The sequence below is a fragment of the Pseudomonas sp. NPDC089534 genome, assembly GCF_044749305.1.
Taxonomy (GTDB): Bacteria; Pseudomonadota; Gammaproteobacteria; order Pseudomonadales; family Pseudomonadaceae; genus Aquipseudomonas; species Aquipseudomonas ekonensis.
In genome coordinates this window covers 1-22,667 of sequence record NZ_JBIVHR010000049.1, presented here as the reverse complement: position 1 = coordinate 22,667, position 22,667 = coordinate 1, and the positions used below count along the sequence as shown (strand labels likewise).

Below are 22,667 nucleotides of genomic sequence, written 5' to 3'. Positions count from 1 at the left end.
GCGAAATTGGACGCGCAGACACATCGCCGGCGGGGGGACGTCACGGCGCTGCGCACGTAACTGCTTGATCGCAAAGCGTGTTCGCAAGCTGGCACGCTCCGTGTATTGCTCAACCCAGACGTTTCGCTTGCCTCCGCCTGCGCCTCGGCGCCGACGGCAGAAACCATAAGAACGACAAGCCACAACAATAAGAAAGCACCGTGCGAGGTTCGACGTTGATGAAGAGAAGACTCCGATCAGGCATGGGCGCCAGCCTGCTGGCCGTGGCCGCTTGCGTGGCCCTGCATTCGCCGCACAGCCTGGCAGCCCGCGACGCCCAGACCATCCTCAGGGAAACCTGCCAGGGCTGTCACACCCCCGAAGCCGGCGACACGCTGAGCCGCATCAGCCACCAGCGCAAGACCCCGGAAGGCTGGCTGATGAGCATCGCCCGCATGCAGACCATGCACGGCCTGCAGATCAGCGATGAGGACCGGCGCACGCTGGTCAAGTACCTGGCCGACACCCAGGGCCTGGCGCCCAGCGAAACCGACGGCGTGCGCTATGCGCTGGAGCGGCGGCTCAACACGGTGGAGCAGTTCGACGAAAAGACCGCGCAGATGTGCGGCCGCTGCCACTCAGGCGCGCGGGTCGCCCTGCAGCGGCGCCCGGCCCAGGAATGGGAGCGGCTGGTGAATTTCCACCTTGGCCAATGGCCGTCGCTGGAGTACCAGGCGCTGGCGCGTGACCGCGACTGGTTCGACATCGCCCGCAAAGAGATGGTGCCGCTGCTGGCCAAGCGCTACGCGCTGGACAATCCGGCGTGGCAGGCCTGGCTGAAGGCCGCACCCAAGGCCGAGGCGCTGGCGGGGGACTGGAGCTTCAGCGGCCACCTGCCGGGCAAGGGCGAGCTGGCCGGGGTGATGAGCGTCACCGCCGACGGCAGCGATACCTTCAAGGTCAGCGTCAAGGGCCAGTACGCCGACGGCAGCCCGTTCAACGGCGGCGGCAGCGCCATCCTCTACAGCGGCTACGAATGGCGCGGCAACGTCACCGTCGACGGCGTGACCATGCGCCAGGTGTTCGCCGCCCAGGGCACGGCCATGCAAGGCCGGATGTTCGAGGCCGAGCACGATGAGCGGGGCCTGGATTTCATCGCCGCCAAGCAGGGCTCCCAGCGTCTGCTGGCGGTGCAGCCGGGTTATGTGAAGGCCGGCGGCGAGGTCGAAGTGACCCTGATCGGCAGCGGCCTGAACGGCAAGCCGGACTTCGGCAAGGGCGTGCAGGTGCTTGAAGTGCTGGAGCAGGGCGCCGACCGGATCAAGGTCAAGGTCAAGGCAGCGGCCGATGCCCGGCCTGGCCTGCGGGCGGTCAGCGTCGGCGGCCTGAAAGGCCCGAGCCTGGCGGTGTACGGCTCGGTCGATTCGGTCAAGGTGGTGCCGGCGTTCTCGGTGGCGCGGATCGGCGAGGGCGGCGGCTCGACGCCGAAGGTCCAGGGCCGTTTCGACGCCGAAGCCTGGGGCAAGGGTGCCGACGGCAAGCCGTACCGCATCGGTGTGTTCCCGGCGCAATGGAAGGTCGAAGCCTTCGACGAGCGCGCCAAGGAGGATGAGGACGTCAAGTTCGCCGGCACCATGCAGGGCGACGCGGGCGTGTTCACACCCGGCGATGCCGGACCGAACCCGGCACGCAAGATGTCCACGAACAATGCCGGCAACCTCAAGGTGATCGCCGCCGTCGACGATGCAGGCAAGTCCCTGACCGGCGAAGGCCACCTGATCGTCACCGTGCAGCGCTGGAACAATCCACCCATTCCGTGAGGCGGCCTGAACGCACGGGCTTCAGACACTTTTCGGAATGACCGCCGGCCCCGCCAAGCGGGGCCTGCACAGGAGGTTTGCAATGGGCGCCATCTTGAATCTGGTCGAACGCAACCTGCACGAAGTGCACGTCGACGCCGACCGCATGCTGTTCCATATCCCCAGCAGTTCGCTGTTCGCCAGCGACGAGCTGACCGGCACCATCATCGATGCGTTGCGCGGTTCCGGCTGCTCCCCGGAAGACCTGGTCCGGCGCCTCGGCGCGCGGTTCGACGGCGAGGAGATCCACGAGACCCTGCGCGAGCTGATCTCGCTGGAGCTGGTCAGCGACGGCTCGCCGCTGACCCCGGACATCGCCGCCAAACGGGTCGAGCGCACGGCCATCAACACCGTGGTGCTCAACGTCAACACCGGTTGCAACCTGAGCTGCACCTACTGCTACAAGGAAGACCTCGACAAGCCGTCCGCCGGCAAGAAGATGGACGTGGACACCGCCGTCGCCTCGGTGGAAATGCTGCTGCGCGAGTCGCCGGACGAAGAGCGGTACACCGTGGTGTTCTTCGGCGGCGAACCGCTGAGCAACCGCAAGCTCATCGAGTACATGGTCGATTACTGCGAAAGGCGTTTCGGCGAGGCGGGCAAGTCGGTGGAGTTCGTCATGACCACCAACGCCACGCTGCTCACCGAAGAGACCGTGGACTACCTCAACGCCCACCGCTTCGGCTTGTCGGTGAGCATCGACGGGCCCAAGACCGTGCACGACCGCAACCGCATCACCGTGGGCGGGCAGGGCACCTACGACGTGGTGCGGCGCAAGGCGCAGATGCTGCTGTCGCGCTACGACAGCCGTCCGGTCGGCGCCCGGGTGACGCTGACCACCGGCGTCACCGACGTGGAGACCATCTGGGATCACCTGTTCAACGAGCTGGGCTTTGCCGAGGTCGGTTTCGCGCCGGTGACCTCGGGCGACATCAGCAGCTTCAACCTCACCGGCGCCGAGCTGGTCGAGGTGTTCGCCAACATGAAGAAGCTGGGCCGGCGCTACCTGGAAGCGGCGTTGGAGCACCGCAACATCGGCTTCTCCAACCTGCACCAGTTGATCACCGACATCCACGAGGGCCACAAGAAGGCGCTGCCGTGCGGCGCCGGGCTGAAGATGCTGGCGGTCGACCACAAGGGCGAGCTGAACCTGTGCCACCGCTTCACCGGCTCGTCGCTGCCGACCTTCGGCAACGTCCACGAAGGCGTGAAGCAGGTGGAACTGAACGACTTCCTGTCCCAGCGCCTGGACCGCACCGACACCGGTTGCCACGACTGCCGGATCCGCAACCTCTGCTCCGGCGGCTGCTACCACGAGAGCTACGCCCGCTACGGCGACCCGGCCCACCCGACCTATCACTACTGCGAACTGATGCGTGACTGGGTGGACTTCGGCATCGAGGTCTACACCCGGATCATGGCCGTCAACCCTGCGTTCATCAGCCGCTACATCACTCCGCGCAAGGCTCACTGATATGAAACATCTCAAGGCAATCAACAACAAAGCGCAGAAGCTCGATCAGGCCGCGGCCGAGAACCGCATCGAAGAGGTGGTGGCGATGAGTTCCGTCGCCGGCTGCGCCTCGACCACGGACCCGGGCTGGGAGATCGATGCGTTCGGCGGGGTGTCGTCGCTGTGCCAGCCGATGGAGGCGGATCTCTACGGCTGCTCCGACCCGTGCTGGTGGCCGGCCCAGGTGCCGGACATGATGAGCACCTACCCGGACTGGAACAAGGATGCCCAGGCGTCCAACGACAACTGGCGCAACCTCGGCACGGTCTTCCCGAAAGACAAATGATCGGTCAGATAAAGGATTCCAGCATGCACAGCATCAAAGCCTGCGGCCTGGCCGCGTTCGCCGTCCTGGGCGCCTGTTCGCTCAGCGTTCTGGCCGATGAGAACACCGCGCTGCAAGACGGTCACGAATACATGTTGACCACCAACTACCCGAACAACCTGCACGTCATCGACCTGGCCACCGACAGCCTGTTCAAGACCTGCAAGATGCCCGACGCCTTCGGCCCCGGCACCGTGCAGCTGTCGCCGGACCGCAAGACCGCGTACGTGCTGAACAACCATTACGCCGATGTCTACGGCGTGGCGCTGGACACCTGCAAACAGGTGTTCCACGCCAGCATCACCCAGCAGCCGGGGGAAAAGGCGCGTTCGATGTTCGCCTTCACCGTCAGCCACGACGGCAAGGAGCTGTACGCCATCGCCAACCCGACGCTGATGCTCAACGACCGCTACGAGGTCAAGCAGCCGCGCCTGGACGTGTACGCGACCGACGCCGGGATGAACGCCAAGCCGGTGCGCAGCTTCCCGGCGCCGCGTCAGCTGACGATCATGCAGAGCGGTGACGACGGCGCGCTGTATGTGGCGGGGGCCGATGTGTACAAGGTCGACGTGAAGACCGGCAAGTTCGACGTGCTGATCCCCAGCCGCCACTGGAAACGCCCCAACTACAGTGCGCCGGACGTGCTTTACGTATGGAACCAGCAGACTTACCGGCATGATTTCTCGCTGCTCTACACGGCGGCGAAGTTCAAGGACAAGAAGCAGGATCCGGCCACGGCCGAGTACCTGTACGGCCTGTTCAGCGTCGACCTGAAGACCGGCAAGACCGAAACCACCGACTTCGGCCCGCTGACCGAGATCTACTTCAGCGGCATGCGCTCGCCCAAGGATCCGAACCTGATGTTCGGCGTGCTCAACCGCCTGGCCAAGTACGACATCAAGCAGAAGAAGCTGATCCAGGCGGCGAGCCTGGACCATTCCTACTACTGCATTTCGTTCAACAAGGACGGCAGCAAGATCTACCTGGCCGGCACCTTCAACGACGTGGCGATCTTCGATGCCGACACCCTGAAGCAGACCGGCAGCATCAAGCTGCCGGGCGGGGACATGGCGATCACCACGGCGCAGGTGTTTGTCCGGTAAAGGGCGGCGTCTTCGCTGACGCCATCGCCAGCAGGCTGGCTCCCGCAGGGAATCGAGGTGTTCGCGAACTCTCTGTGGGGGCCGCTGTTTCGTTCGCGCCACCGACCCTGTGGGAGCGGGCTTGCCCCGGGCGGCGATCCGACGATGAGGCCATCAAGGTCACGCAAGCATCAGGCGCCCGGCACCGGGCAGCCCAGATCCCCTTCCTCGCATTTCAGGTACTGCTTGAGCGCCTCGGTCCGCGCCTTGGTCACCGAGGTGATGCAGTTGTTGTAGATCAACGGATAGACACTCCCGCCCGTCACTCCGGACGCCGAGAACTTGCACTCGGCATCGCGGAACCCGATCCACGCCCGCTGGGCGCCCACCAGCAGCTTCTTGCCGTCGGGATTGTCCTTCAGGCGCGCGGTGATCTGCTGGTAGACCGCGTTCAGTTCCTTGTCCGCCGCCTTGTTTTCCTGCGCTGCGCATTGGTTCATGGTCGACTGGTCGCTGGCGTTGGCGCAATCGGCGGCCGCGTGGACGAGCGGGGTGAAAAGCAACGGCGCAAGGGCCAGGAGCAGGCGTGGGTGCATGGGTTCTCTCGGTGTCTGCGTCAAGGGACTGTGGAGTTTAGCCGCAACGGCTGCGATGTTTGATACAACTTCGCATTGGACATGTGGTCGAACAGGCCTAGTGTTCAAAACAGGAGGTGACGTATGAAACCAGTACCCAATAGCTTTGAACGCAAGATCACGCTCAAGTCGCCGCGCCCCCATGTCTGGCGCGCGCTGGTCGATGCCGAAGCGTTCGGCCAGTGGTTCGGCGTGGCGCTGGAAGGCAGGCGGTTCATCGCCGGCGAATGGACGCAAGGGCAAGTCACGTACCCCGGTTTCGAGCACGTGCTGTGGAACGTGCTGGTGGAGCGGGTCGAGCCGCAGCAGCTGTTTTCGTTCCGCTGGCACCCCTACGCGGTGAACCCGAAGATCGACTACTCCCAGGAGCCGACCACGCTGGTCAAGTTCGAACTGCAGGACTATGAGAACGGCACGCTGCTGAAGGTGTCCGAGTCGGGCTTTGCGCACATCCCCGACGTGCGCCAGAAGGAGGCCTACTACATGGACAGCCGTGGCTGGGAGGAGCAGTTGAGCCGGCTGGAGCACTTCCTGACCGAGAGCGAACGGGCCCGCGAGCGCGAGCGCGAAGGTGGCTGAGCGCGACGTGTTCGGGCCCTGGCTGCGACGCTGGGCGCTGGTGCCGGACGGCGATCCGCTCATCACGCCCGGCAGCCGCCTGCTGCCGGTGCGCCAGGGCGACACCCCGGCGATGCTCAAGGTGGCCGTGGACGCCGAAGAGAAGTTCGGCAACCTGCTGATGACCTGGTGGGACGGCGACGGCGCGGCACGGGTGATCGCCCATCACGGCGACGGCCTGCTGCTGGAGCGGGCCATGGGCCGGCGTTCGCTGATGCACATGGCGCTCAACGGCGAGGACGACAAGGCCAGCCGCATTCTTTGCTCGGCGTTGGCGCGCCTGCATGCGCCGCGCCCGTCGGCGCCTCCGCCGCTGGTGGAGCTGGCGCCGTGGTTCGCTTCCCTGCGCCTGGCGGCCGAGCGCCACGGCGGGCCTTACGTGAAGAGCCTGCGCACCGCCGAAGCCTTGCTTGCCGAGCCGCAGGACGTGGTGGTGCTGCACGGCGACATGCACCACGACAACGTGCTGGATTTCGGGCCCCGGGGATGGCTGGCCATCGACCCCAAACGGGTGCGCGGCGAGCGCGGTTACGACTACGCCAACCTGGTCTGCAACCCGGAGCTGCCGACGGCTCGCGATCCCGGACGTTTCCGCCGGCAGGTCGGGGTGATCGCCGAAGCGGCCGGGCTGGAACGCCGTCGGTTGCTTCAATGGGTGCTGGCGTTCGCCGGTCTGTCGGCCGCGTGGTTCCTGGAGGATGACGATGCGCAGGCTGCGGCCGGACAGCTGGAAGTCGCGCAATTGGCGGCCTCGGCGCTCGAAGCCTGATAGGCGTAGGGGATTTCGGAAGGGGTGCTATGGCGAATGTCTTACACGCATTGGTAGCTTTTACGACTTTTCCAGATTGGATCCGATGCGTAATCTAGCCACATCAACTGAAGCACAGGGAGTGTTTCAGGATCATGGATGATCGACCATGAGCAAGGATCGCTGCCGACAGGGAGTCGATAATGGTCTTGGGAAAAACCCGCTTCGGCGGGTTTTTTTTCGTCCGCAGGAAAGTGCCCTTGTGGCGAGGGAGCTTGCTCCCGCTGGCGCGCGCAGCGGGCCCGATAAAAGAAGGCCTGCTGCGCAGTCCAGCGGGAGCGAGCTCCCTCGCCACAGGGGGAGAGCCGGTGTCCTCACCCCAAGGTGGAGCAAGCTCCCTTCTCGCAAGGGCGTGCGCCCTCAGGACGCGATCAGCTGCCGCAGCACGTAATGCAGGATCCCGCCGGACTTGAAGTACTCCACCTCGTTCAGGGTGTCGATCCGGCACAGGACCTCGATTTTCTCCTGGCGCCCGTCCTCCCGGGTGATCACCAGCGTCAGGTTCATCCGCGGCGTCAGTTCCACGCCGCCCAGACCCTGGATGTCCAGGGTTTCCCGGCCGGTGAGGTGCAGGCTCCTGCGGTTCTGATCCAGCTTGAACTGCAGCGGCAGCACGCCCATGCCCACCAGATTGGAGCGGTGGATGCGTTCGAAGCTTTCGGCGATCACCGCTTTCACGCCCAGCAGGTTGGTGCCCTTGGCCGCCCAGTCGCGGCTGGAACCGGTGCCGTACTCTTGACCGGCGATCACCACCAGCGGCGTGCCCTCAGCCTGATAGCGCATGGCCGCGTCGTAGATCGCCAGTTTCTCGCCGGTGGGGATGTAAAGCGTGTTGCCGCCTTCTTCGCCGCCGAGCATTTCGTTGCGGATCCGGATGTTGGCGAAGGTGCCGCGCATCATCACTTCGTGGTTGCCCCGGCGCGAGCCGTAGGAGTTGAAGTCCCGCGGTTCGACGCCCTGTTCGCGCAGGTAGCGCCCGGCCGGGCTGTCGGCCTTGATGTTGCCGGCGGGGGAGATGTGGTCGGTGGTCACCGAATCGCCCAGCAGCGCCAGCACCCGCGCGCCCCGGACATCGGCGATCACCGGCAAGGGCCCTGCGATGTCGTCGAAGAACGGCGGATGCTGGATGTAGGTCGAGTCCGCCTGCCAGACGTAGGTCGCGGCCTGCGGGACCTGGATGGCTTGCCACTGCTCGTCGCCGGCGAACACCTCGGCGTATTCCTTGTGGAACATCGCCGTGTTGACCTGGTTCACCGCATCGGCGATTTCCCGGCTGCTGGGCCAGATGTCGCGCAGGAACACCGGATTGCCTTGCGCGTCTTCGCCCAGCGGGTCGCGGCTGATGTCGGTGCGCACGCTGCCGGCCAGCGCGTAGGCGACCACCAGCGGCGGCGAGGCCAGCCAGTTGGTCTTCACCAGCGGATGCACCCGGCCCTCGAAGTTGCGGTTGCCGGACAGCACCGACGCCACGGTCAGGTCGGCCTTCTGGATGGCTTTCTCGATCGGTTCCGGCAACGGCCCCGAGTTGCCGATGCAGGTGGTGCAGCCGTAGCCGACCAGCGAGAAGCCGAGCTGGTCGAGGTACTGGGTCAATCCGGCGGCCCGGTAGTAGTCGGTGACCACCTTGGAGCCCGGCGCCAGCGAGCTCTTGACCCACGGCTTGCGGGTCAGGCCCTTTTCCACGGCCTTTTTCGCCAGCAGCCCGGCGGCCATCATCACGCTCGGGTTGGAGGTGTTGGTGCAGGAGGTGATCGCGGCGATCACCACCGCGCCGTTTTTCAGGCGATGGGTGCGGCCTTCGGACTCGTAGTCGGTCTCGCCGGCCATGTCGGCGTTGCCCACCGCCACACCGCCGCCGCCTTCGCTCTCCAGGCGGCCTTCGTCTTTGCTGGCGGGCTTGAACTGCAGATCGAGGAAGTCGCTGAACGCCTGGCCGACGTCGGGCAGCGCCACCCGGTCCTGCGGCCGCTTGGGGCCGGCGAGGCTGGCTTCGACGCTGCCCATGTCCAGCGCCAGGCTGTCGGTGAACACCGGTTCCTGGCCCGGCAGGCGCCACAGGCCCTGGGTCTTGGTGTAGGCCTCGACCAATTTGACCACCTCGGCGGGGCGGCCGGACAGGCGCAGGTAGTCCAGCGTGACGTCATCGACCGGGAAGAACCCGCACGTGGCGCCGTACTCCGGGGCCATGTTGGCGATGGTGGCGCGGTCGGCCAGCGGCAGGTCGGCGAGGCCGTCGCCGTAGAACTCGACGAACTTGCCGACCACGCCTTTCTTGCGCAGCATCTGGGTCACGGTCAGCACCAGGTCGGTGGCGGTGATGCCTTCCTTGAGCTTGCCGGTGAGCTTGAAGCCGACCACTTCCGGAATCAGCATCGACACCGGCTGGCCGAGCATCGCCGCTTCCGCCTCGATCCCGCCGACGCCCCAGCCGAGCACGCCCAGGCCGTTGATCATGGTGGTGTGGGAGTCGGTGCCGACCAGCGTGTCCGGGAAGGCATACGTGCGGCCGTCCTCGTCCCGGGTCCACACCGTGCGCCCCAGGTATTCGAGGTTGACCTGGTGGCAGATCCCGGTGCCGGGCGGCACCACGCTAAAGTTGTCGAAGGCGCTCTGGCCCCAGCGCAGGAACGCATAGCGTTCGCCGTTGCGCTGCATTTCGATGTCGACGTTCTGCTCGAAGGCGCTGGCGCTGGCGAACTTGTCCACCATCACCGAGTGGTCGATCACCAGGTCCACCGGCGACAGCGGGTTGATCCGCTGCGGATCGCCGCCGGCCTTGGCCATGGCGGCGCGCATCGCCGCCAGGTCGACCACGGCGGGCACGCCGGTGAAGTCCTGCATCAGCACGCGGGCCGGGCGGTACTGGATCTCGCGGTCGGAGCGGCGCTCCTTGAGCCAGGCGGCGATCGCCTTGAGGTCGGCGCCGGTGACGGTCTTGCCGTCCTCCCAGCGCAGCAGGTTTTCCAGCAGCACCTTGAGCGACATCGGCAGCCGGTCGATGTCGCCCAGGCTTCGGGCGGCCTCCGGCAGGCTGAAATAGTGGTAGGTCTTGTGGTCGACCTGCAGGGTCTTGAGGGTGTTCAGGCTATCGAGGGACGGCATTGCGATCACTCCTTTGAATCCGCACGGCTACGGATTGAGGGGACGAACTGAGCTTTAAACCTAGCCCCGTTTCCGGTAGCTGGCTAATCACTCGACTCTATAGGCAGAACCAAGGTTCCGAACTCGGCTATCATGCGCCGGTTTTCGTGACAGGCTTTGCTACAGGGCAAGTTTGCGCATCGATCCATTGCCAGTTGCCCAGGAGATTCAATGAACACCCTATTCATGCACTGCCGGCCAGGCTTCGAAGGCGAAGTCTGCTCCGAGATTTCCGACCTCGCCGCCCGCCTGAACGTGGCCGGCTACGCCAAGGCCAAGCCGTCCAGCGCCTGCGCCGAGTTCGTGTGCAGCGAAGCCGACGGCGCCGAACGCCTGATGCGCGGCCAGCGCTTCGCCGAGCTGATCTTCCCGCGCCAGTGGGCCCGCGGTCTCTTCATCGACCTGCCGGAAACCGACCGCATCAGCGTGATCCTCGCCCACATGGCCGAATTCCCGGTGTGCGGCAGCCTGTGGCTGGAAGTGCTGGACACCAACGACGGCAAGGAGCTGTCGAACTTCTGCAAGAAATTCGAGGCGCCGCTGCGCAAGGCGCTGACCGGCGCCGGCAAACTGGTGGACGACGCCGGCAAGCCGCGCCTGCTGCTGACCTTCAAGAGCGGCCGCGAAGTGTTCCTCGGCCTGGCCGAGGCCGGCAATTGCGCGATGTGGCCGATGGGCATCCCGCGCCTGAAGTTCCCCCGCGAAGCGCCGAGCCGCTCGACCCTGAAGCTGGAGGAGGCCTGGCACCACTTCATCCCGCGCGAGCAATGGGAAGAGCGCCTGCACAGCGACATGACCGGTGTCGACCTGGGCGCGGCGCCGGGCGGCTGGACCTGGCAACTGGTGAACCGGGGCATGCTGGTGACGGCCATCGACAACGGCCCGATGGCGCAAAGCCTGATGGACACCGGCCTGGTGCAGCACCTGATGGCCGACGGCTTCACCTTCAAGCCCAAGCAGCCGGTGGACTGGATGGTCTGCGACATCGTCGAGAAACCGGCCCGCAACGCGGCGATGCTGGAAGAGTGGGTCGGCGAGGGCCACTGCCGGGAAGCGGTGGTCAACCTCAAGCTGCCGATGAAGCAGCGCTACGCCGAGGTCAAACGCCTGCTCGAACGCATCGCCGACGGTTTCAAGGCCCGGGGCGTCAAGGTCGATATCGGCTGCAAGCAGCTGTACCACGACCGCGAGGAAGTGACCTGCCACCTGCGCCGGCACGATGCGAAAAAGCCGAAGTCACGCTGAGGCCGGAAATGATCACGGTGGCGAGGGAGCCGGCTCTCTCGCCACACGCCCGGCAATGCGCGACAATGCCCGCCAGTTTCAGGAGTGAACCATGAGTGAAATGATCGACACCCCGGTGGACGGCACCCTCGACGCCACCGGCCTCAATTGCCCGGAACCGGTGATGATGCTGCACCAGCACATCCGCGACCTGGTGCCCGGCGGCCTGCTCAAGGTGATCGCCACCGATCCCTCGACCCGTCGCGACATCCCCAAGTTCTGCGTGTTCCTCGACCATGAGCTGGTGGCGCAGCACGAAGAGGCCGGCACCTATCTGTACTGGATCCGCAAGAAGCAAGGCTGAACCCGGCAAAGGCTCAGAATCCACTGTGGGAGCCAGCCTGCTGGCGATGAGGCAGTCCGTTCAACATCGAGTTGACTGACTTGCCGCCGTCGCCAGCAGGCTGGCTCCCACCGTTTTTTTGTTGTGGCTGAACGGGCCTCAGCCCGCCGAACGGCTTAAGCGAATGCGCTTGCGTGCGCTGCGGGTCAGGCGCACCGACAGCATCAGCGCCGCGCAGCTCAGGCCGACGATCAGGCCCTGCCACAGGCCGCTCGGACCGCGGGGCTCGCCCAGCCAGTCGGTCAGGCCCAGGGCGTAACCCACCGGCAGGCCGATGCCCCAGTAGGCGAAGAGGGTCAGGATCATCGTCACCCGGGTGTCCTGGTAGCCGCGCAGCGCCCCGGCGGCGGTGACCTGGATCGCGTCGGAGAACTGGAACAGCGCCGAGTACACGATCAGCATCGCCGCGATGTGGATCACCGTCGGATCGGCGGTGTAGATCGCCGCGATCGGTTCGCGCAGCAACAGCATCATGCTCGCCGAGAGGCAGGCGTAGGCCAGCGCGCTGCCCATGCCGACCCCGGCGGCGAAGCGCGCTTCGCGCGGCTCCCCGCGGCCCAGGGCCTGGCCGACCCGCACAGTCACGGCCATCCCCAGCGAATACGGGATCATGAACACCAGCGAGCTGACGTTGAGCGCGATCTGGTGCCCGGCCACCACCGTGGCGCCCAGGCTGCCGATCAGCAGGGCGATCACGGCGAAGATGCTCGACTCGGCGAACACGGCGATGCCGATCGGCAGGCCGATGGCCAGCAGGCGCTTGATCACGGCCCATTGCGGCCAGTCGAACCGGCTGAACAGTTCGCTGGATCTGTAGGCGGGCGCCCAGCGCTCATAGCCGGCCAGGCCCAGCGCCATCACCCACATCACGATCGCCGTGGCCCAGCCGCAGCCGACGCCGCCCATGGCCGGCACGCCGAAGTGGCCGTAGATGAACACGTAGTTCAGCGGAATGTTCAGGGCCAGGCCGCACAGGCCCAGCACCATCGCCGGACGGGTGCGGCCCAGGCCGTCGCTGAAGCAGCGCAGCACATGGTAGAACGCCACCGCCGGCAGACCGCTGGCGATGCCGTGCAGGTACTGCATGCAGGGGCCGATCAACTCCGGATCGACCTTCATCAGGTGCAGGATCGGTTCGGCGCAGACCAGCATCGCAGTCGCCATCAGGCCCACCGCCAACGCCAGCCACAGCGCTTGGCGCACGAGCGGGCCGATCTCGCCGTGGGTGCCGGCGCCGAAGCGCTGGGCGACCTTCGGGGTGGTCGCCAGCAAGGTGCCGGTCATCAGCAGGAACACCGGCACCCAGATCGAGTTGCCCAGCGCCACGGCCGCCAGGTCCCGCGGGCCGACGCGGCCGGCCATCACCGCATCGACGAAGCCCATGGCGGTGGTCGCCAGTTGCGCGATGATGATCGGCAGGGCCAGGCCGAGCAGGTTCTTCAGCTCCAGACGGATCCGGGCAGGGCGGGCGGGGGAAACGGCGGCAGGGCGTTCGGTCACGGAATTCACAGGCAAAGCGTCCACAGGGATTGATGCGCGGGGCGGCGCATTCTACGCCGCTGACGCTTCGGTCAGGAAAAATCCTGTGTTGGGGATTTGTAATCGCACCGCAGGCGTTGCGGCGCGGGAACAATGCCCGCTGGCCCAACGCAGCGCCAGCGCCTACACTGCCGATCCGCCCAAGGAGCCCCTGCCATGCTGATTGTCGCCGACGAAAACATCCCGCTGCTCGATGCCTTCTTTGCCGGTTTCGGCGAGATCCGCCGGGTGCCGGGCCGGGCCATCGACCGCGCCACGGTCGAACAGGCCGATGTCCTGCTGGTGCGCTCGGTGACGAACGTCAACCGGGCCTTGCTCGAAGGCAGCAACGTGCGCTTCGTCGGCACGTGCACCATCGGCACCGACCACCTGGATCTCGACTACTTCGCCGAAGCCGGCATCGCCTGGTCCAGCGCCCCCGGCTGCAACGCCCGGGGCGTGGTCGACTACGTGCTCGGCAGCCTGCTGACCCTCGCCGACATCGAAGGCGCGGACCTGAACCGGCGCACCTATGGCGTGGTGGGCGCCGGCGAGGTCGGCGGGCGTCTGGTCAAGGTGCTCAAGGGCCTGGGCTGGAACGTGAAGGTCTGCGACCCGCCGCGCCAGGCCGCCGAAGGCGGTGAATACGTGAGCCTCGACGAGATCATCGAGCAGTGCGACGTGATCAGCCTGCACACCCCGTTGACCCGCACCGGCGACGGCGCGACCTGGCACCTGTTCGACCGCGAGCGTCTGCAGCGGCTCAAGCCCGGCGCCTGGCTGATCAACGCGGCCCGCGGCCCGGTGATCGACAACGCTGCCCTGCGCGATGTGCTGCTGGCCCGTGAAGACCTTCAAGCGGTGCTCGACGTCTGGGAGGCCGAGCCCGAGGTGGACTTGTCGCTGGCCGACCTCTGCGTGCTGGCGACGCCGCACATCGCCGGCTACAGCCTCGACGGCAAGCAGCGCGGGACGGCGCAGATCTACCAGGCCTACTGCGGGTTCATCGGCCAGCCGGCCGGCATCCGTCTCGAAGACCTGCTGCCGGCGCCGTGGCTGACCCAGATGACCCTGCACGCCGACACCGACCCGGCCTGGGCCCTGGCGGCGCTGTGCCGCGGGGTGTACGACCCGCGCCGGGACGACGCGGACTTGCGGCGCAGCCTGGTGGAGGATGTCGGTGCGCAGCGGGCGGCGTTCGATGCGTTGCGCAAGGGGTATCCGGTGCGGCGCGAGATCGAAGGGCTCAAGGTCAAGATCGAGGGCGAGTCCCCGGCATTGCTGCAGATCGTGGCGGCGTTGGGGGCTGTGGCGGTCTGACGAACCGGGTCGGCTTGATCGCCAGCAGGCTGGCTCCCACCTTTTCGGTCCGCACCGCCAACCGATGTGGGAGCCAGCCTGCTGGCGATGGCGTCCGTGGGTGCGCTGCGGTTCTTGGCCGGCAGGTATAAAAAACCCGGCCATCAGGGCCGGGTCAGGAAGACGGTGGCGACATCACTTTTGTTCGGCAGGCTTGACCAGTCGCTGATCCAGTTCGTGGCAGGCCTTCTGGATCATCTCTTCGGTGATCGGCACTTCGCGGCCGTCCTCGTCGATGATCGAGCAACCCAGAGCTTGGCCGGGCTTGGTGCGGATCACTTGAATCTTGTCGTCGCTGCTGTTTTGCAAGGACATGGCCTGTCTCCTCATCAGGTTGTGTGCCTAGGGTAGAACCGTCAGGTGACCAGGCTGTGACAACTCCCTGCGGTCTGTCCGGGACGGCATCTCCACTCAAACAGAAATGGCGGTGTGTCTCAACCGCGAGATTAGACCAATAGCGTCTAGCCCCTAGTCGTGACGGTCATAATTAACCTGACTCATTGTGATTTGCGCAGTTCCACCCCATTTCACCCGGTAGGCTGATCCCATTCACCTGCACAAGACGTGAACCCGAATGATCCCGATGCTTTCCCCGCGACACCGCCGGGCCCTGCGCCTGGCCAGCCGCTTTCTCGCGCCGTACCGCTGGCAGGCGTTCGGCGCCTTGCTGGCGCTGATCGTCACCGCCGGCATCACCCTGTCGATGGGGCAGGGCATCCGCCTGCTGGTCGACCAGGGTTTCATGACCCAGTCGCCGCACCTGCTCAACCAGTCCATCGGCCTGTTCATGCTGCTGGTGTTCGGGCTGGCCCTGGGCACGTTCGCGCGGTTCTATCTGGTGTCGTGGATCGGCGAACGCTGCGTGGCCGACATCCGGCGGCAGGTGTTCAACCATCTGGTCTACCTGCATCCCGGCTTCTACGAAAACAACCGCAGTTCGGAGATCCAGTCCCGGCTGACCGCCGACACCACGCTGCTGCAATCGGTGATCGGCTCGTCGCTGTCGCTGTTCCTGCGCAATCTGCTGATGGTGCTGGGCGGGATCGTGCTGTTGTTCATCACCAACCCCAAGCTCACCAGCATCGTGGTGATCGCCTTGCCGCTGGTGATCGCGCCGATCCTGATCTTCGGCCGGCGGGTGCGCAACCTGTCGCGCCTGAGCCAGGACCGGATCGCCGACATCGGCAGCTATGTGTCCGAAACCCTGGGCCAGATCAAGACCGTGCAGGCCTACAACCATCAGGTGCAGGACGAGCAGCGCTTCGCCACCACCGTCGAGCAGGCGTTCGAGACGGCGCGCAAGCGGATCTTCCAGCGGGCGTGGCTGATCACCCTGGTGATCGTGCTGGTGCTGGGGGCCGTGGCGGTGATGCTGTGGGTCGGCGGCATGGACGTGATCGCCGGGCGGATCTCCGCCGGCGAGCTGGCGGCGTTCGTGTTCTACAGCCTGATCGTCGGCAGCGCCTTCGGCACCTTGAGCGAAGTCATCGGCGAATTGCAGCGGGCGGCCGGTGCCGCCGAGCGCATCGCCGAGCTGCTGCGCTCGGAGAACATCATCCAGCCGCCGGCCAACGGCCTGGTGACGTTGCCGGAACGGGTCAAGGGTGAACTGGCCTTGCAGGATGTGCGTTTTTCCTACCCCTCGCGTCCCGACAGCTTCGCCGTCGACGGCCTGAGCCTGACGGTCAGGGCGGGGGAGACCCTGGCGCTGGTGGGGCCGTCAGGTGCCGGCAAGTCCACGGTGTATGACCTGCTGCTGCGCTTCTACGACCCTGACGCAGGCCGGATCCTGATCGACGGCGTGCCGCTGACGAGCCTGGATCCGCTGGACCTGCGCCGCTGCTTCGCGCTGGTGTCGCAGAGCCCGGCGCTGTTCTTCGGCAGCGTCGAGGACAACATCCGCTACGGATGCCCCGACGCGACGCCGGAGCAAGTCAGGGAGGCCGCCCGGATCGCCCACGCCCACGACTTCATCGAGCGGATGCCCGACGGTTACCGCACGCACCTGGGGGACGGCGGCCTCGGCCTGTCCGGCGGCCAGCGCCAACGGCTGGCCATCGCCCGGGCGTTGCTGGTGGACGCGCCGATCCTGCTGCTGGACGAAGCCACCAGCGCCCTCGACGCCCAGAGCGAACACCTGATCCAGCAGGCGCTGCCGAGCCTGATGCGCAACCGCACGACGCTGGTGATCGCCCACCGGCTGGCCACGGTGAAGAACGCTGACCGGATCGCCGTGATGGATCAGGGCAAATTGGTGGCGATCGGTACGCACCAGGAATTGATCGCCGGCAATCCGCTGTATGCGCGGTTGGCGGCGCTGCAGTTCAGCGATGGGGTTCCTGATTCGACTGCCCCGGTAATCGACTGAGCCTTCGGCCCGGCAGGGCGCCATGAAAAATGCTCGCATCGGATGCGGGCATTTTCATTTCACGGGATTGCAGCTTCGGCTCACAGATCGTCGAAGTAGCGCTCGTGCCAATCCACCAGCGGCTGCGGTGAGTTGAGCTTCTGGCCGTAGATCACCGAATAAGACAGCACGTTCTGCACATACTGACGGGTTTCGTCGAATGGGATGCTTTCGACCCAGACATCGAAGCTCAGGTGGTCGGCACCGCGCAGCCATTGGCGCACGCGGCCGGGGCCGGCGTTGTAGGCGGCGGAGGCGAGCACGCGGTTGCCGTTGAATTGGCTGTGCACCTGGCTCAGGTAGGCGGCGCCGAGCTGGATGTTCTTGTCCGGGTCGAGCACCTGCTGCGGCGAGGCCAGCGGGATGCTGAACTTGCGTGCGGTTTCCTTGGCGGTGCCGGGCATCAGTTGCATCAGGCCGCTGGCGCCGACGCTGGAGCGGGCGTCGTCCATGAAGGCGCTTTCCTGACGGGTGATGGCGAACACCCAGCTCGAATGCAGGCCGCGCACCTTGGCTTCACGCACCAGGGTATTGCGGTGGGCCATCGGGAAACGGATGTCCAGGTCGTCCCAGTATTGGGCCTGGCTGATGGTGCGGATCGCCGGGAAGTACCATTTCAGGTCGTAGGCCAGCTTGGCCTGGGCGACCATTTCGTCGCGGCTGAAATGGCGGCTGACGTGATACCACTCGCGCCGTCCGTCGACGATCTGCCCACGGGCGTGGAATTCCAGCGCCCGGCGCACGCCCGGGGTGTTGCGCACCTTGTTGATGGTCGCCTGGCTGAGCACCAGCGGCTTGTTGACCAGCGAGTAGGGTGACTGCGAGCGGTCGGCGGCGAGGAAGCCGTAGAAGTCCCGCTCGCGGGCCAGGTTCTTGTACAGGGTCTGGGCTTCCGGGTTCTGCGGTTGCGCCAGTTCCAGGCTGCGGGCCTGCCAGTAGCGCCAGCGGTTGGTGGTGGCCAGATCCTGCGGCAGGCGGCGGGTCAGCTGATAGGCGTCGTTCCAGCGGGCCAGGCGCAGCAGCAGGCGCAGGCGCCACTCGGACACGGTGTTGTCGCGCAGTTCCGGATCGTATTGGGTCATCACGTCCAGGGCGCGGCTGTCGAAGCGGCGGGCGAGGGTCAGGCCGATTTCCCGGGCGATCGCGACCTTTTCGTCGCGGGAGAAATGCATGCTGCTGGCGTAGCCGTCGAGCAGGGCCATGGCCTTGTCCGGATCCTGGCGGGCGAGGCGGCGCAGGCCGAGGCTGACCACGTCGGACATCGGCTCGTCGGCGGGGATGAAGCGCGAAGGCTGGTTGAGCAGCTCGGGCTTCTGCGCCACGTCCACCAGCAGGCGACCGCGCGGGGCGAGGGTGGTCAGGCCGTTGACCAGGCTGTTGGCCAGCGGGTAGTTGCGGTGCTGGGCAGCGAGCTTCGCCCGTTCCCAGCGCTTCTGCTCGGTCAGTTGGCCTTCGGCGGCCCACATGCCGAACAGCGCGTCGCAGGCGGCGGGCTGCGACTTGCCGGTCAGCCACAGCTTCTCGGCGTTGGCGTAGCCCTCCGCCTTCTTGTTGTGGCTGATCTGGTACTGCGCGTTCAGGCAGTCCAGCTCGGTGAAATTGAGTTTCGGGTCGTAGTACTTGACGAAGGTCGCCCAGTCGTCGCGCTCGGCCAGCCAGCGCAACCAGCGCAGCTTCATCCAGTTGGCCTGGGGCAGGTCGCCGTGCTCGGCGAGGAATTTCTCGATCTCGGCGTTGCTCGCGGTCTTCAGCCGGGCGGTGAGTTCGTCGTAGGCCAGATAAGGTTCCAGCGGATAATCGGCCAGGGCCTGGCTGTAGCGGAAGTACGGGCCGGTATCGCCCTTGGCCAGGGCGCGCTTGGCCTCATCGTAGTACTGGCGTTGGGTGGACAGGTCCACCGCCTGGGCGGACTGGGCGGCAGCGGCGGAAAGCAGCAAGCAGGACAAGACACTGAAAAGGCGACTGCGCATGAGACATCCGGGCAGAAAAAACAGGACAAGCGCCGACAGGAACCGGCACTGAATTGTCTGTAGCTTAGCCTTTTGCCAGCAGCCGGCGAAAGCTTTGCCGGCCTTGTGACGCAAGATCGCAACAAATGTTGTTCAGCATGCGTCCACGGCGAAATTGCCGGCCTGCTGGAGCCCTGATTCAGGTAGAATGCGCGCCCGGTTTTTGGAGAAGCTCATGACCCTGCTCAAATTCAGCGATGTGTCCCTTGCGTTCGGCGCCATGCCGTTGTTGGACAAGGTGTCCTGGCAGATCGCCCGTGGTGAGCGGGTCTGCATCATCGGCCGCAACGGCACCGGCAAGTCCAGCATGATGAAACTGGTCAAGGGCGACCAGAAACCCGACGACGGCGCGGTGTGGCGTGCACCCGGTCTGAAGATCGGTGAATTGCCGCAGGAATTGCCGGTGGCCGACGAACGGACAGTGTTCGACGTGGTGGCCGAAGGCCTCGACGGCGTCGGCGCGCTGCTGGCCGAGTACCACCACCTGAGCCAGAACATCGTCACCGACGCCGATCTGGAAAAGCTGATGCACGTTCAGCACGACCTCGAAGCCCGTGACGGCTGGCGCCTGCAGACCCTGGTCGACAGCACCCTGAGCCGCCTGCAGCTGCCGGCCGACAAGACCCTCGCCGAACTGTCCGGCGGCTGGCGTCGCCGCGTGCTGTTGGCGCAGGCGCTGGTGTCCGAGCCGGACCTGCTGCTGCTCGACGAACCGACCAACCACCTGGACATCGGCGCGATCGCCTGGCTCGAAGAGGCGCTCAAAGACTTCCAGGGCGCGGTGCTGTTCATCACCCACGACCGTTCCTTCCTGCAGAACCTCGCCACCCGCATCCTTGAGCTGGACCGCGGCGGCCTGATCGACTGGAACGGCGACTACGCCAGCTTCCTTGTCCACAAGGAAGCCGTGCTGGCGGCGGAAGAGACCGCCAACGCCTTGTTCGACAAGCGCCTGGCCCAGGAAGAAGTCTGGATCCGCCAGGGCATCAAGGCCCGCCGCACCCGCAACGAAGGCCGTGTGCGAGCCTTGAAAGCCTTGCGGGTGGAGCGCAGCGAACGCCGCGAGCGCACCGGCAAGGCCAACATTCAGCTGGAGACCGCCGAGAAGTCCGGCAAGCAGGTGATGGTGCTGGAGAACGTGAGCTTCGCTCACCCGGACGGCCCGTTCCTGGTTCGCGATTTCTCGATGGTGCTGCAGCGCGGCGACCGCATCGGCCTGCTGGGCGCCAACGGCACCGGCAAGACCACCTTGCTCAAGCTGATGCTCGGCGGACTGCAGCCGAGCAGCGGCACGGTCGAGGAAGGCACCAAGATCGACGTGGCCTACTTCGACCAGTTGCGTCATCAGTTGGATCTGGAAAAGACCGTGATCGACAACGTCGCCGAAGGTCGCGACTTCATCGAGATCGACGGCCAGAGCCGCCATGTGCTGAGCTACCTCGGCGACTTCCTGTTCAGCCCGCAGCGTGCGCGCACACCGGTCAAGGCACTGTCCGGCGGCGAACGCGCACGCCTGCTGCTGGCCAAGCTGTTCAGCAAGCCGGCCAACCTGCTGGTGCTCGACGAGCCGACCAACGACCTCGACGTGGAAACCCTGGAACTGCTCGAAGAGGTGCTGCTGACCTTCAGCGGCACCGTGCTGATGGTCAGCCACGACCGGGCGTTCCTCGACAACGTCGTCACCAGCACCCTGGTGTTCGAGGGCGAGGGTAAGGTGCGCGAGTACGTCGGCGGCTATCAGGACTGGATCCGCCAGGGCGGCTCGCCGCGCCTGCTGGGCGTGACCGAGAGCAAGTCCGGCAAGGCTGACCTGAACTCGGCGGTGGTCAAGGCCGAGCCTGCGCCGGTGGCGGCCCCGGTGGCCGAAGCGCCGGCCGCGAAGAAGAAACTGAGCTACAAGCTGCAGCGTGAGCTGGAAGCGCTGCCGGGCGACATCGATGCCAAGGAGCAGCAGATCGCCGCCGTGGAGGCCGAAATGGCCGAAGCCGGCTTCTACCAGCGTCCGCCGGCGGAGACGGCCGAGGTGCTGGCTTCGCTGGAGCGCCTGCAGGCGGAGCTGGACGCCCTGGTGGAGCGTTGGGCCGAGCTGGAGGCCTGACCGCCCCGAAGACGGAAAAGCCCGGCGTCCAGTGATGGGCGCCGGGCTTTTCGTATGGGGTGCGGAGCAGGGCTCAGCGCTTGATCAGGTGCACCGCGAGCACATCGCATGGCGCGCCGTGCAGCACATCGTTGGCGGTCGAGCCCAGCAGCAGTGCCAAGCCGTGCCGGCCATGGCTGCCGACCACGATCAGGTCGCATTCCTGCTCTTTGGCGAAATGGTGGATTTCCTGGCGCGGCTGGCCGTAGGTCAGGTGGCAGTTGGCGCTTTCCAGCTCGCTGTATTTGTGTTTGAGGCGCTCCAGGCGCTCCTTGGCCTGGTCGAACTGCTGCTGTTGCAGTTGTGACAGATCCATCGGCACGTCGCCGCCGAAGGCCATGGCCATCGGTTCGACGATGTGCACCAGCGACAACTTGGCGCCGTTGCTCACCGACAGCTCGCGGGCGCGGTGGATCACGGGGTCGCATTCTTCGGTCAGGTCGACGGCGACCAGGATGTGGTGGTAGGGCATGGTTGCACCTCCAGAGGATTCGATAGTGTTAAGTATGGCTGGTTTCAAGCGCATTGGTTCCGAATCGACGCAATGGGCTCATCCAAAAACGGGAGTAGAGATATGACGGTCTGGCTGGTGGTGTCAATCCTGCTGGTGGTGTTGAGTCCGCTGGCATGGTTGCGCCCTTCGCGCGTGCAGAGCGGCCGCATGGCCCTGCGCATGGAGGCGCGGCGCCTGGGCCTGGCCATGCAATTGGCGCCCCAGGAGTGGCCGCACTGGCTGTCTCAGGAGCCTCCGAGCCCGTGTGCGCAGTACCACCGGCCAAGGCGGGGCAGTCAGCCGGCGTGCTGGGCCTACTGGCAGAAGTCGGCAGGGGTTTGGGTCAATCAGTGGCAGGAAGCCTGCGAGGATCCGGCGCTGCTCGATCATTTCCGGAAATTGCCCGCCAATGTCTTCAAGGTCGAAGCGGACAAGCAGATGATCGCCCTGTATTGGGGCGAGAAAGGCGAAGCCAGCGTCTTGCAGGACATCGACGCCACGCTGAAGGCGCTGGCGTGATTCATGGACGTTTCGCGCCGCAACGGTGCGAAACGTCCGGCAGACGCGCAATAAAAAGCCCGACATGATGCATCGGGCGGGGTTGGCCAGGCAGGCCGGAAAATCTTTTCGGGGCGGCGTCCAACGCGCCTCGCCTGCCTGAGTGCAGGCGTCTTTGTGCGTCGTCCAGTCCAGCGTAGCCCTTTGTGCGACGCCCGCCGTGAATTAGGGCGACTTTTCTAACGATTGATCTTATGAATGTACTCACATGCAACCGTGAGCGGTGGCCTGTGTCCTACGGAAATGACTGCAAGGTCGCGTTTGAACCCGTATTTCGGGCGATTGACAATTGTCGGAAATTCCGTGAATGTGGCGTACCCAAATCAAACGGGCGTATGAATTGAGCGTTTGTATTGCAGACTGCTCCTACAGATTCCCGACTATCGCGTTGGCGGGTGTGCCGGGTGGATTGGCGTCAGCATCGACGAAAAAACGTCCTGCGAGCCGGTCGCCTGCGTCCGACGTGTACTGTTCAGCTTCCATATCGTGGAGATCAGTTGATGATTTACGAAGGTAAAGCCATCACGGTTAAAGCTCTTGAAAGTGGCATCGTCGAATTGAATTTCGACCTCAAGGGTGAGTCCGTAACAAGTTCAACC

19 protein-coding genes are annotated in these 22,667 nt (G+C 65.5%); 13 read left to right on the top strand and 6 right to left on the bottom strand.

Features of this window, described 5'->3' with window-relative positions; all coding sequences use genetic code 11:
* Nucleotides 1-218: 218 nt before the first annotated feature.
* The 4 genes from peaA (at nucleotide 219) to peaD (ending at nucleotide 4,779) form a co-directional block, all read left to right on the top strand.
* A complete protein-coding gene (peaA, locus tag ACIP0B_RS16420; RefSeq protein WP_400833701.1) occupies nucleotides 219-1,799 on the top strand; it encodes a quinohemoprotein amine dehydrogenase subunit alpha in 1,581 nt (526 codons plus the stop codon).
* Nucleotides 1,800-1,881: 82 nt separating this feature from the next.
* The gene (gene peaB / locus ACIP0B_RS16415) at nucleotides 1,882-3,312 is read left to right on the top strand and encodes a quinohemoprotein amine dehydrogenase maturation protein (RefSeq protein WP_400833698.1); all 1,431 of its coding nucleotides are present in this window, start codon (nucleotides 1,882-1,884) and stop codon (nucleotides 3,310-3,312) included.
* A gap of 1 nt (nucleotide 3,313) precedes the next feature.
* Nucleotides 3,314-3,637: a quinohemoprotein amine dehydrogenase subunit gamma gene (qhpC, locus tag ACIP0B_RS16410; protein ID WP_033061173.1), complete on the top strand. Its 324-nt coding sequence runs from the start codon at nucleotides 3,314-3,316 to the stop codon at nucleotides 3,635-3,637.
* 23 nt (nucleotides 3,638-3,660) lie between these two features.
* The gene (peaD, locus tag ACIP0B_RS16405; RefSeq protein ID WP_400833694.1) at nucleotides 3,661-4,779 is read left to right on the top strand and encodes a quinohemoprotein amine dehydrogenase subunit beta; all 1,119 of its coding nucleotides are present in this window, start codon (nucleotides 3,661-3,663) and stop codon (nucleotides 4,777-4,779) included.
* A gap of 170 nt (nucleotides 4,780-4,949) precedes the next feature.
* Here peaD and ACIP0B_RS16400 read toward each other — a convergent pair whose 3' ends face one another.
* Entirely contained in the window at nucleotides 4,950-5,354 is a 405-nt protein-coding gene (locus ACIP0B_RS16400) for a lysozyme inhibitor LprI family protein (protein WP_400833691.1), read from the bottom strand.
* 123 nt (nucleotides 5,355-5,477) lie between these two features.
* On the opposite strand from ACIP0B_RS16400, the gene ACIP0B_RS16395 reads away from it, so the two are divergent.
* Nucleotides 5,478-5,972, top strand: a complete 495-nt coding sequence (locus tag ACIP0B_RS16395; protein WP_400833689.1) for an SRPBCC family protein — start codon at nucleotides 5,478-5,480, stop codon at nucleotides 5,970-5,972.
* A complete protein-coding gene (locus tag ACIP0B_RS16390; RefSeq protein WP_400833687.1) occupies nucleotides 5,965-6,780 on the top strand; it encodes an aminoglycoside phosphotransferase family protein in 816 nt (271 codons plus the stop codon). The genes ACIP0B_RS16395 and ACIP0B_RS16390 overlap by 8 nt, the downstream gene beginning before the upstream one ends.
* 399 nt (nucleotides 6,781-7,179) lie before the next feature.
* On the opposite strand, the gene acnA is transcribed toward ACIP0B_RS16390, so the two are convergent.
* Nucleotides 7,180-9,921: an aconitate hydratase AcnA gene (gene acnA, locus ACIP0B_RS16385; protein ID WP_400833684.1), complete on the bottom strand. Its 2,742-nt coding sequence runs from the start codon at nucleotides 9,919-9,921 to the stop codon at nucleotides 7,180-7,182.
* Nucleotides 9,922-10,131: 210 nt separating this feature from the next.
* On the opposite strand from acnA, the gene rlmM reads away from it, so the two are divergent.
* Together rlmM and tusA are read left to right on the top strand one after the other, a co-directional pair.
* Nucleotides 10,132-11,205, top strand: a complete 1,074-nt coding sequence (gene rlmM / locus ACIP0B_RS16380) for a 23S rRNA (cytidine(2498)-2'-O)-methyltransferase RlmM (protein ID WP_400833681.1) — start codon at nucleotides 10,132-10,134, stop codon at nucleotides 11,203-11,205.
* A gap of 91 nt (nucleotides 11,206-11,296) precedes the next feature.
* Nucleotides 11,297-11,548: a sulfurtransferase TusA gene (tusA, locus tag ACIP0B_RS16375; protein ID WP_400833679.1), complete on the top strand. Its 252-nt coding sequence runs from the start codon at nucleotides 11,297-11,299 to the stop codon at nucleotides 11,546-11,548.
* Nucleotides 11,549-11,686: 138 nt separating this feature from the next.
* Here tusA and ACIP0B_RS16370 read toward each other — a convergent pair whose 3' ends face one another.
* The gene (locus tag ACIP0B_RS16370; protein ID WP_400833676.1) at nucleotides 11,687-13,096 is read right to left on the bottom strand and encodes an MATE family efflux transporter; all 1,410 of its coding nucleotides are present in this window, start codon (nucleotides 13,094-13,096) and stop codon (nucleotides 11,687-11,689) included.
* Nucleotides 13,097-13,282: 186 nt separating this feature from the next.
* On the opposite strand from ACIP0B_RS16370, the gene pdxB reads away from it, so the two are divergent.
* Nucleotides 13,283-14,425 (top strand): 4-phosphoerythronate dehydrogenase PdxB, encoded by a 1,143-nt coding sequence (pdxB, locus tag ACIP0B_RS16365; protein WP_400833675.1) that lies wholly within the window; start codon nucleotides 13,283-13,285, stop codon nucleotides 14,423-14,425.
* A 174-nt stretch (nucleotides 14,426-14,599) separates the two neighbouring features.
* Here the strand turns inward: pdxB and ACIP0B_RS16360 are convergent, their stop codons facing one another.
* Nucleotides 14,600-14,779, bottom strand: coding sequence for a PA1571 family protein (locus ACIP0B_RS16360; protein ID WP_400833673.1), 180 nt, complete (start codon nucleotides 14,777-14,779; stop codon nucleotides 14,600-14,602).
* Nucleotides 14,780-15,038: 259 nt separating this feature from the next.
* Here ACIP0B_RS16360 and ACIP0B_RS16355 point away from each other — a divergent pair, with 259 nt between their 5' ends.
* Nucleotides 15,039-16,832 (top strand): ABC transporter transmembrane domain-containing protein, encoded by a 1,794-nt coding sequence (locus ACIP0B_RS16355; RefSeq protein ID WP_400833670.1) that lies wholly within the window; start codon nucleotides 15,039-15,041, stop codon nucleotides 16,830-16,832.
* An 80-nt stretch (nucleotides 16,833-16,912) separates the two neighbouring features.
* On the opposite strand, the gene ACIP0B_RS16350 is transcribed toward ACIP0B_RS16355, so the two are convergent.
* Nucleotides 16,913-18,841: a transglycosylase SLT domain-containing protein gene (locus tag ACIP0B_RS16350; RefSeq protein WP_085584575.1), complete on the bottom strand. Its 1,929-nt coding sequence runs from the start codon at nucleotides 18,839-18,841 to the stop codon at nucleotides 16,913-16,915.
* Between the two features lie 214 nt (nucleotides 18,842-19,055).
* On the opposite strand from ACIP0B_RS16350, the gene ACIP0B_RS16345 reads away from it, so the two are divergent.
* Nucleotides 19,056-20,978, top strand: coding sequence for an ATP-binding cassette domain-containing protein (locus tag ACIP0B_RS16345; RefSeq protein WP_400833666.1), 1,923 nt, complete (start codon nucleotides 19,056-19,058; stop codon nucleotides 20,976-20,978).
* Between the two features lie 73 nt (nucleotides 20,979-21,051).
* Here the strand turns inward: ACIP0B_RS16345 and ACIP0B_RS16340 are convergent, their stop codons facing one another.
* Nucleotides 21,052-21,489 (bottom strand): universal stress protein, encoded by a 438-nt coding sequence (locus ACIP0B_RS16340; protein WP_085584573.1) that lies wholly within the window; start codon nucleotides 21,487-21,489, stop codon nucleotides 21,052-21,054.
* Between the two features lie 102 nt (nucleotides 21,490-21,591).
* Between ACIP0B_RS16340 and ACIP0B_RS16335 the strand changes: the two genes are divergently transcribed.
* Both ACIP0B_RS16335 and ACIP0B_RS16330 read left to right on the top strand, forming a co-directional pair.
* Complete coding sequence (locus ACIP0B_RS16335; RefSeq protein WP_400833664.1) at nucleotides 21,592-22,029, top strand: hypothetical protein; 438 nt, start codon at nucleotides 21,592-21,594, stop codon at nucleotides 22,027-22,029.
* Nucleotides 22,030-22,568: 539 nt separating this feature from the next.
* A partial coding sequence (locus ACIP0B_RS16330) for a hypothetical protein (RefSeq protein ID WP_400833737.1) occupies nucleotides 22,569-22,667 on the top strand: 99 nt, incomplete at its 3' end.

Coding starts and splice junctions, on each gene's coding strand:
- peaA (WP_400833701.1), top strand. CDS start 219: ATGAAGAGAAGACTCCGATCAGGCATGGGCGCCAGCCTGCTGGCCGTG.
- peaB (WP_400833698.1), top strand. CDS start 1,882: ATGGGCGCCATCTTGAATCTGGTCGAACGCAACCTGCACGAAGTGCAC.
- qhpC (WP_033061173.1), top strand. CDS start 3,314: ATGAAACATCTCAAGGCAATCAACAACAAAGCGCAGAAGCTCGATCAG.
- peaD (WP_400833694.1), top strand. CDS start 3,661: ATGCACAGCATCAAAGCCTGCGGCCTGGCCGCGTTCGCCGTCCTGGGC.
- ACIP0B_RS16400 (WP_400833691.1), bottom strand. CDS start 5,354: ATGCACCCACGCCTGCTCCTGGCCCTTGCGCCGTTGCTTTTCACCCCG.
- ACIP0B_RS16395 (WP_400833689.1), top strand. CDS start 5,478: ATGAAACCAGTACCCAATAGCTTTGAACGCAAGATCACGCTCAAGTCG.
- acnA (WP_400833684.1), bottom strand. CDS start 9,921: ATGCCGTCCCTCGATAGCCTGAACACCCTCAAGACCCTGCAGGTCGAC.
- rlmM (WP_400833681.1), top strand. CDS start 10,132: ATGAACACCCTATTCATGCACTGCCGGCCAGGCTTCGAAGGCGAAGTC.
- tusA (WP_400833679.1), top strand. CDS start 11,297: ATGAGTGAAATGATCGACACCCCGGTGGACGGCACCCTCGACGCCACC.
- pdxB (WP_400833675.1), top strand. CDS start 13,283: ATGCTGATTGTCGCCGACGAAAACATCCCGCTGCTCGATGCCTTCTTT.
- ACIP0B_RS16360 (WP_400833673.1), bottom strand. CDS start 14,779: ATGTCCTTGCAAAACAGCAGCGACGACAAGATTCAAGTGATCCGCACC.
- ACIP0B_RS16355 (WP_400833670.1), top strand. CDS start 15,039: ATGATCCCGATGCTTTCCCCGCGACACCGCCGGGCCCTGCGCCTGGCC.
- ACIP0B_RS16350 (WP_085584575.1), bottom strand. CDS start 18,841: ATGCGCAGTCGCCTTTTCAGTGTCTTGTCCTGCTTGCTGCTTTCCGCC.
- ACIP0B_RS16345 (WP_400833666.1), top strand. CDS start 19,056: ATGACCCTGCTCAAATTCAGCGATGTGTCCCTTGCGTTCGGCGCCATG.
- ACIP0B_RS16340 (WP_085584573.1), bottom strand. CDS start 21,489: ATGCCCTACCACCACATCCTGGTCGCCGTCGACCTGACCGAAGAATGC.
- ACIP0B_RS16335 (WP_400833664.1), top strand. CDS start 21,592: ATGACGGTCTGGCTGGTGGTGTCAATCCTGCTGGTGGTGTTGAGTCCG.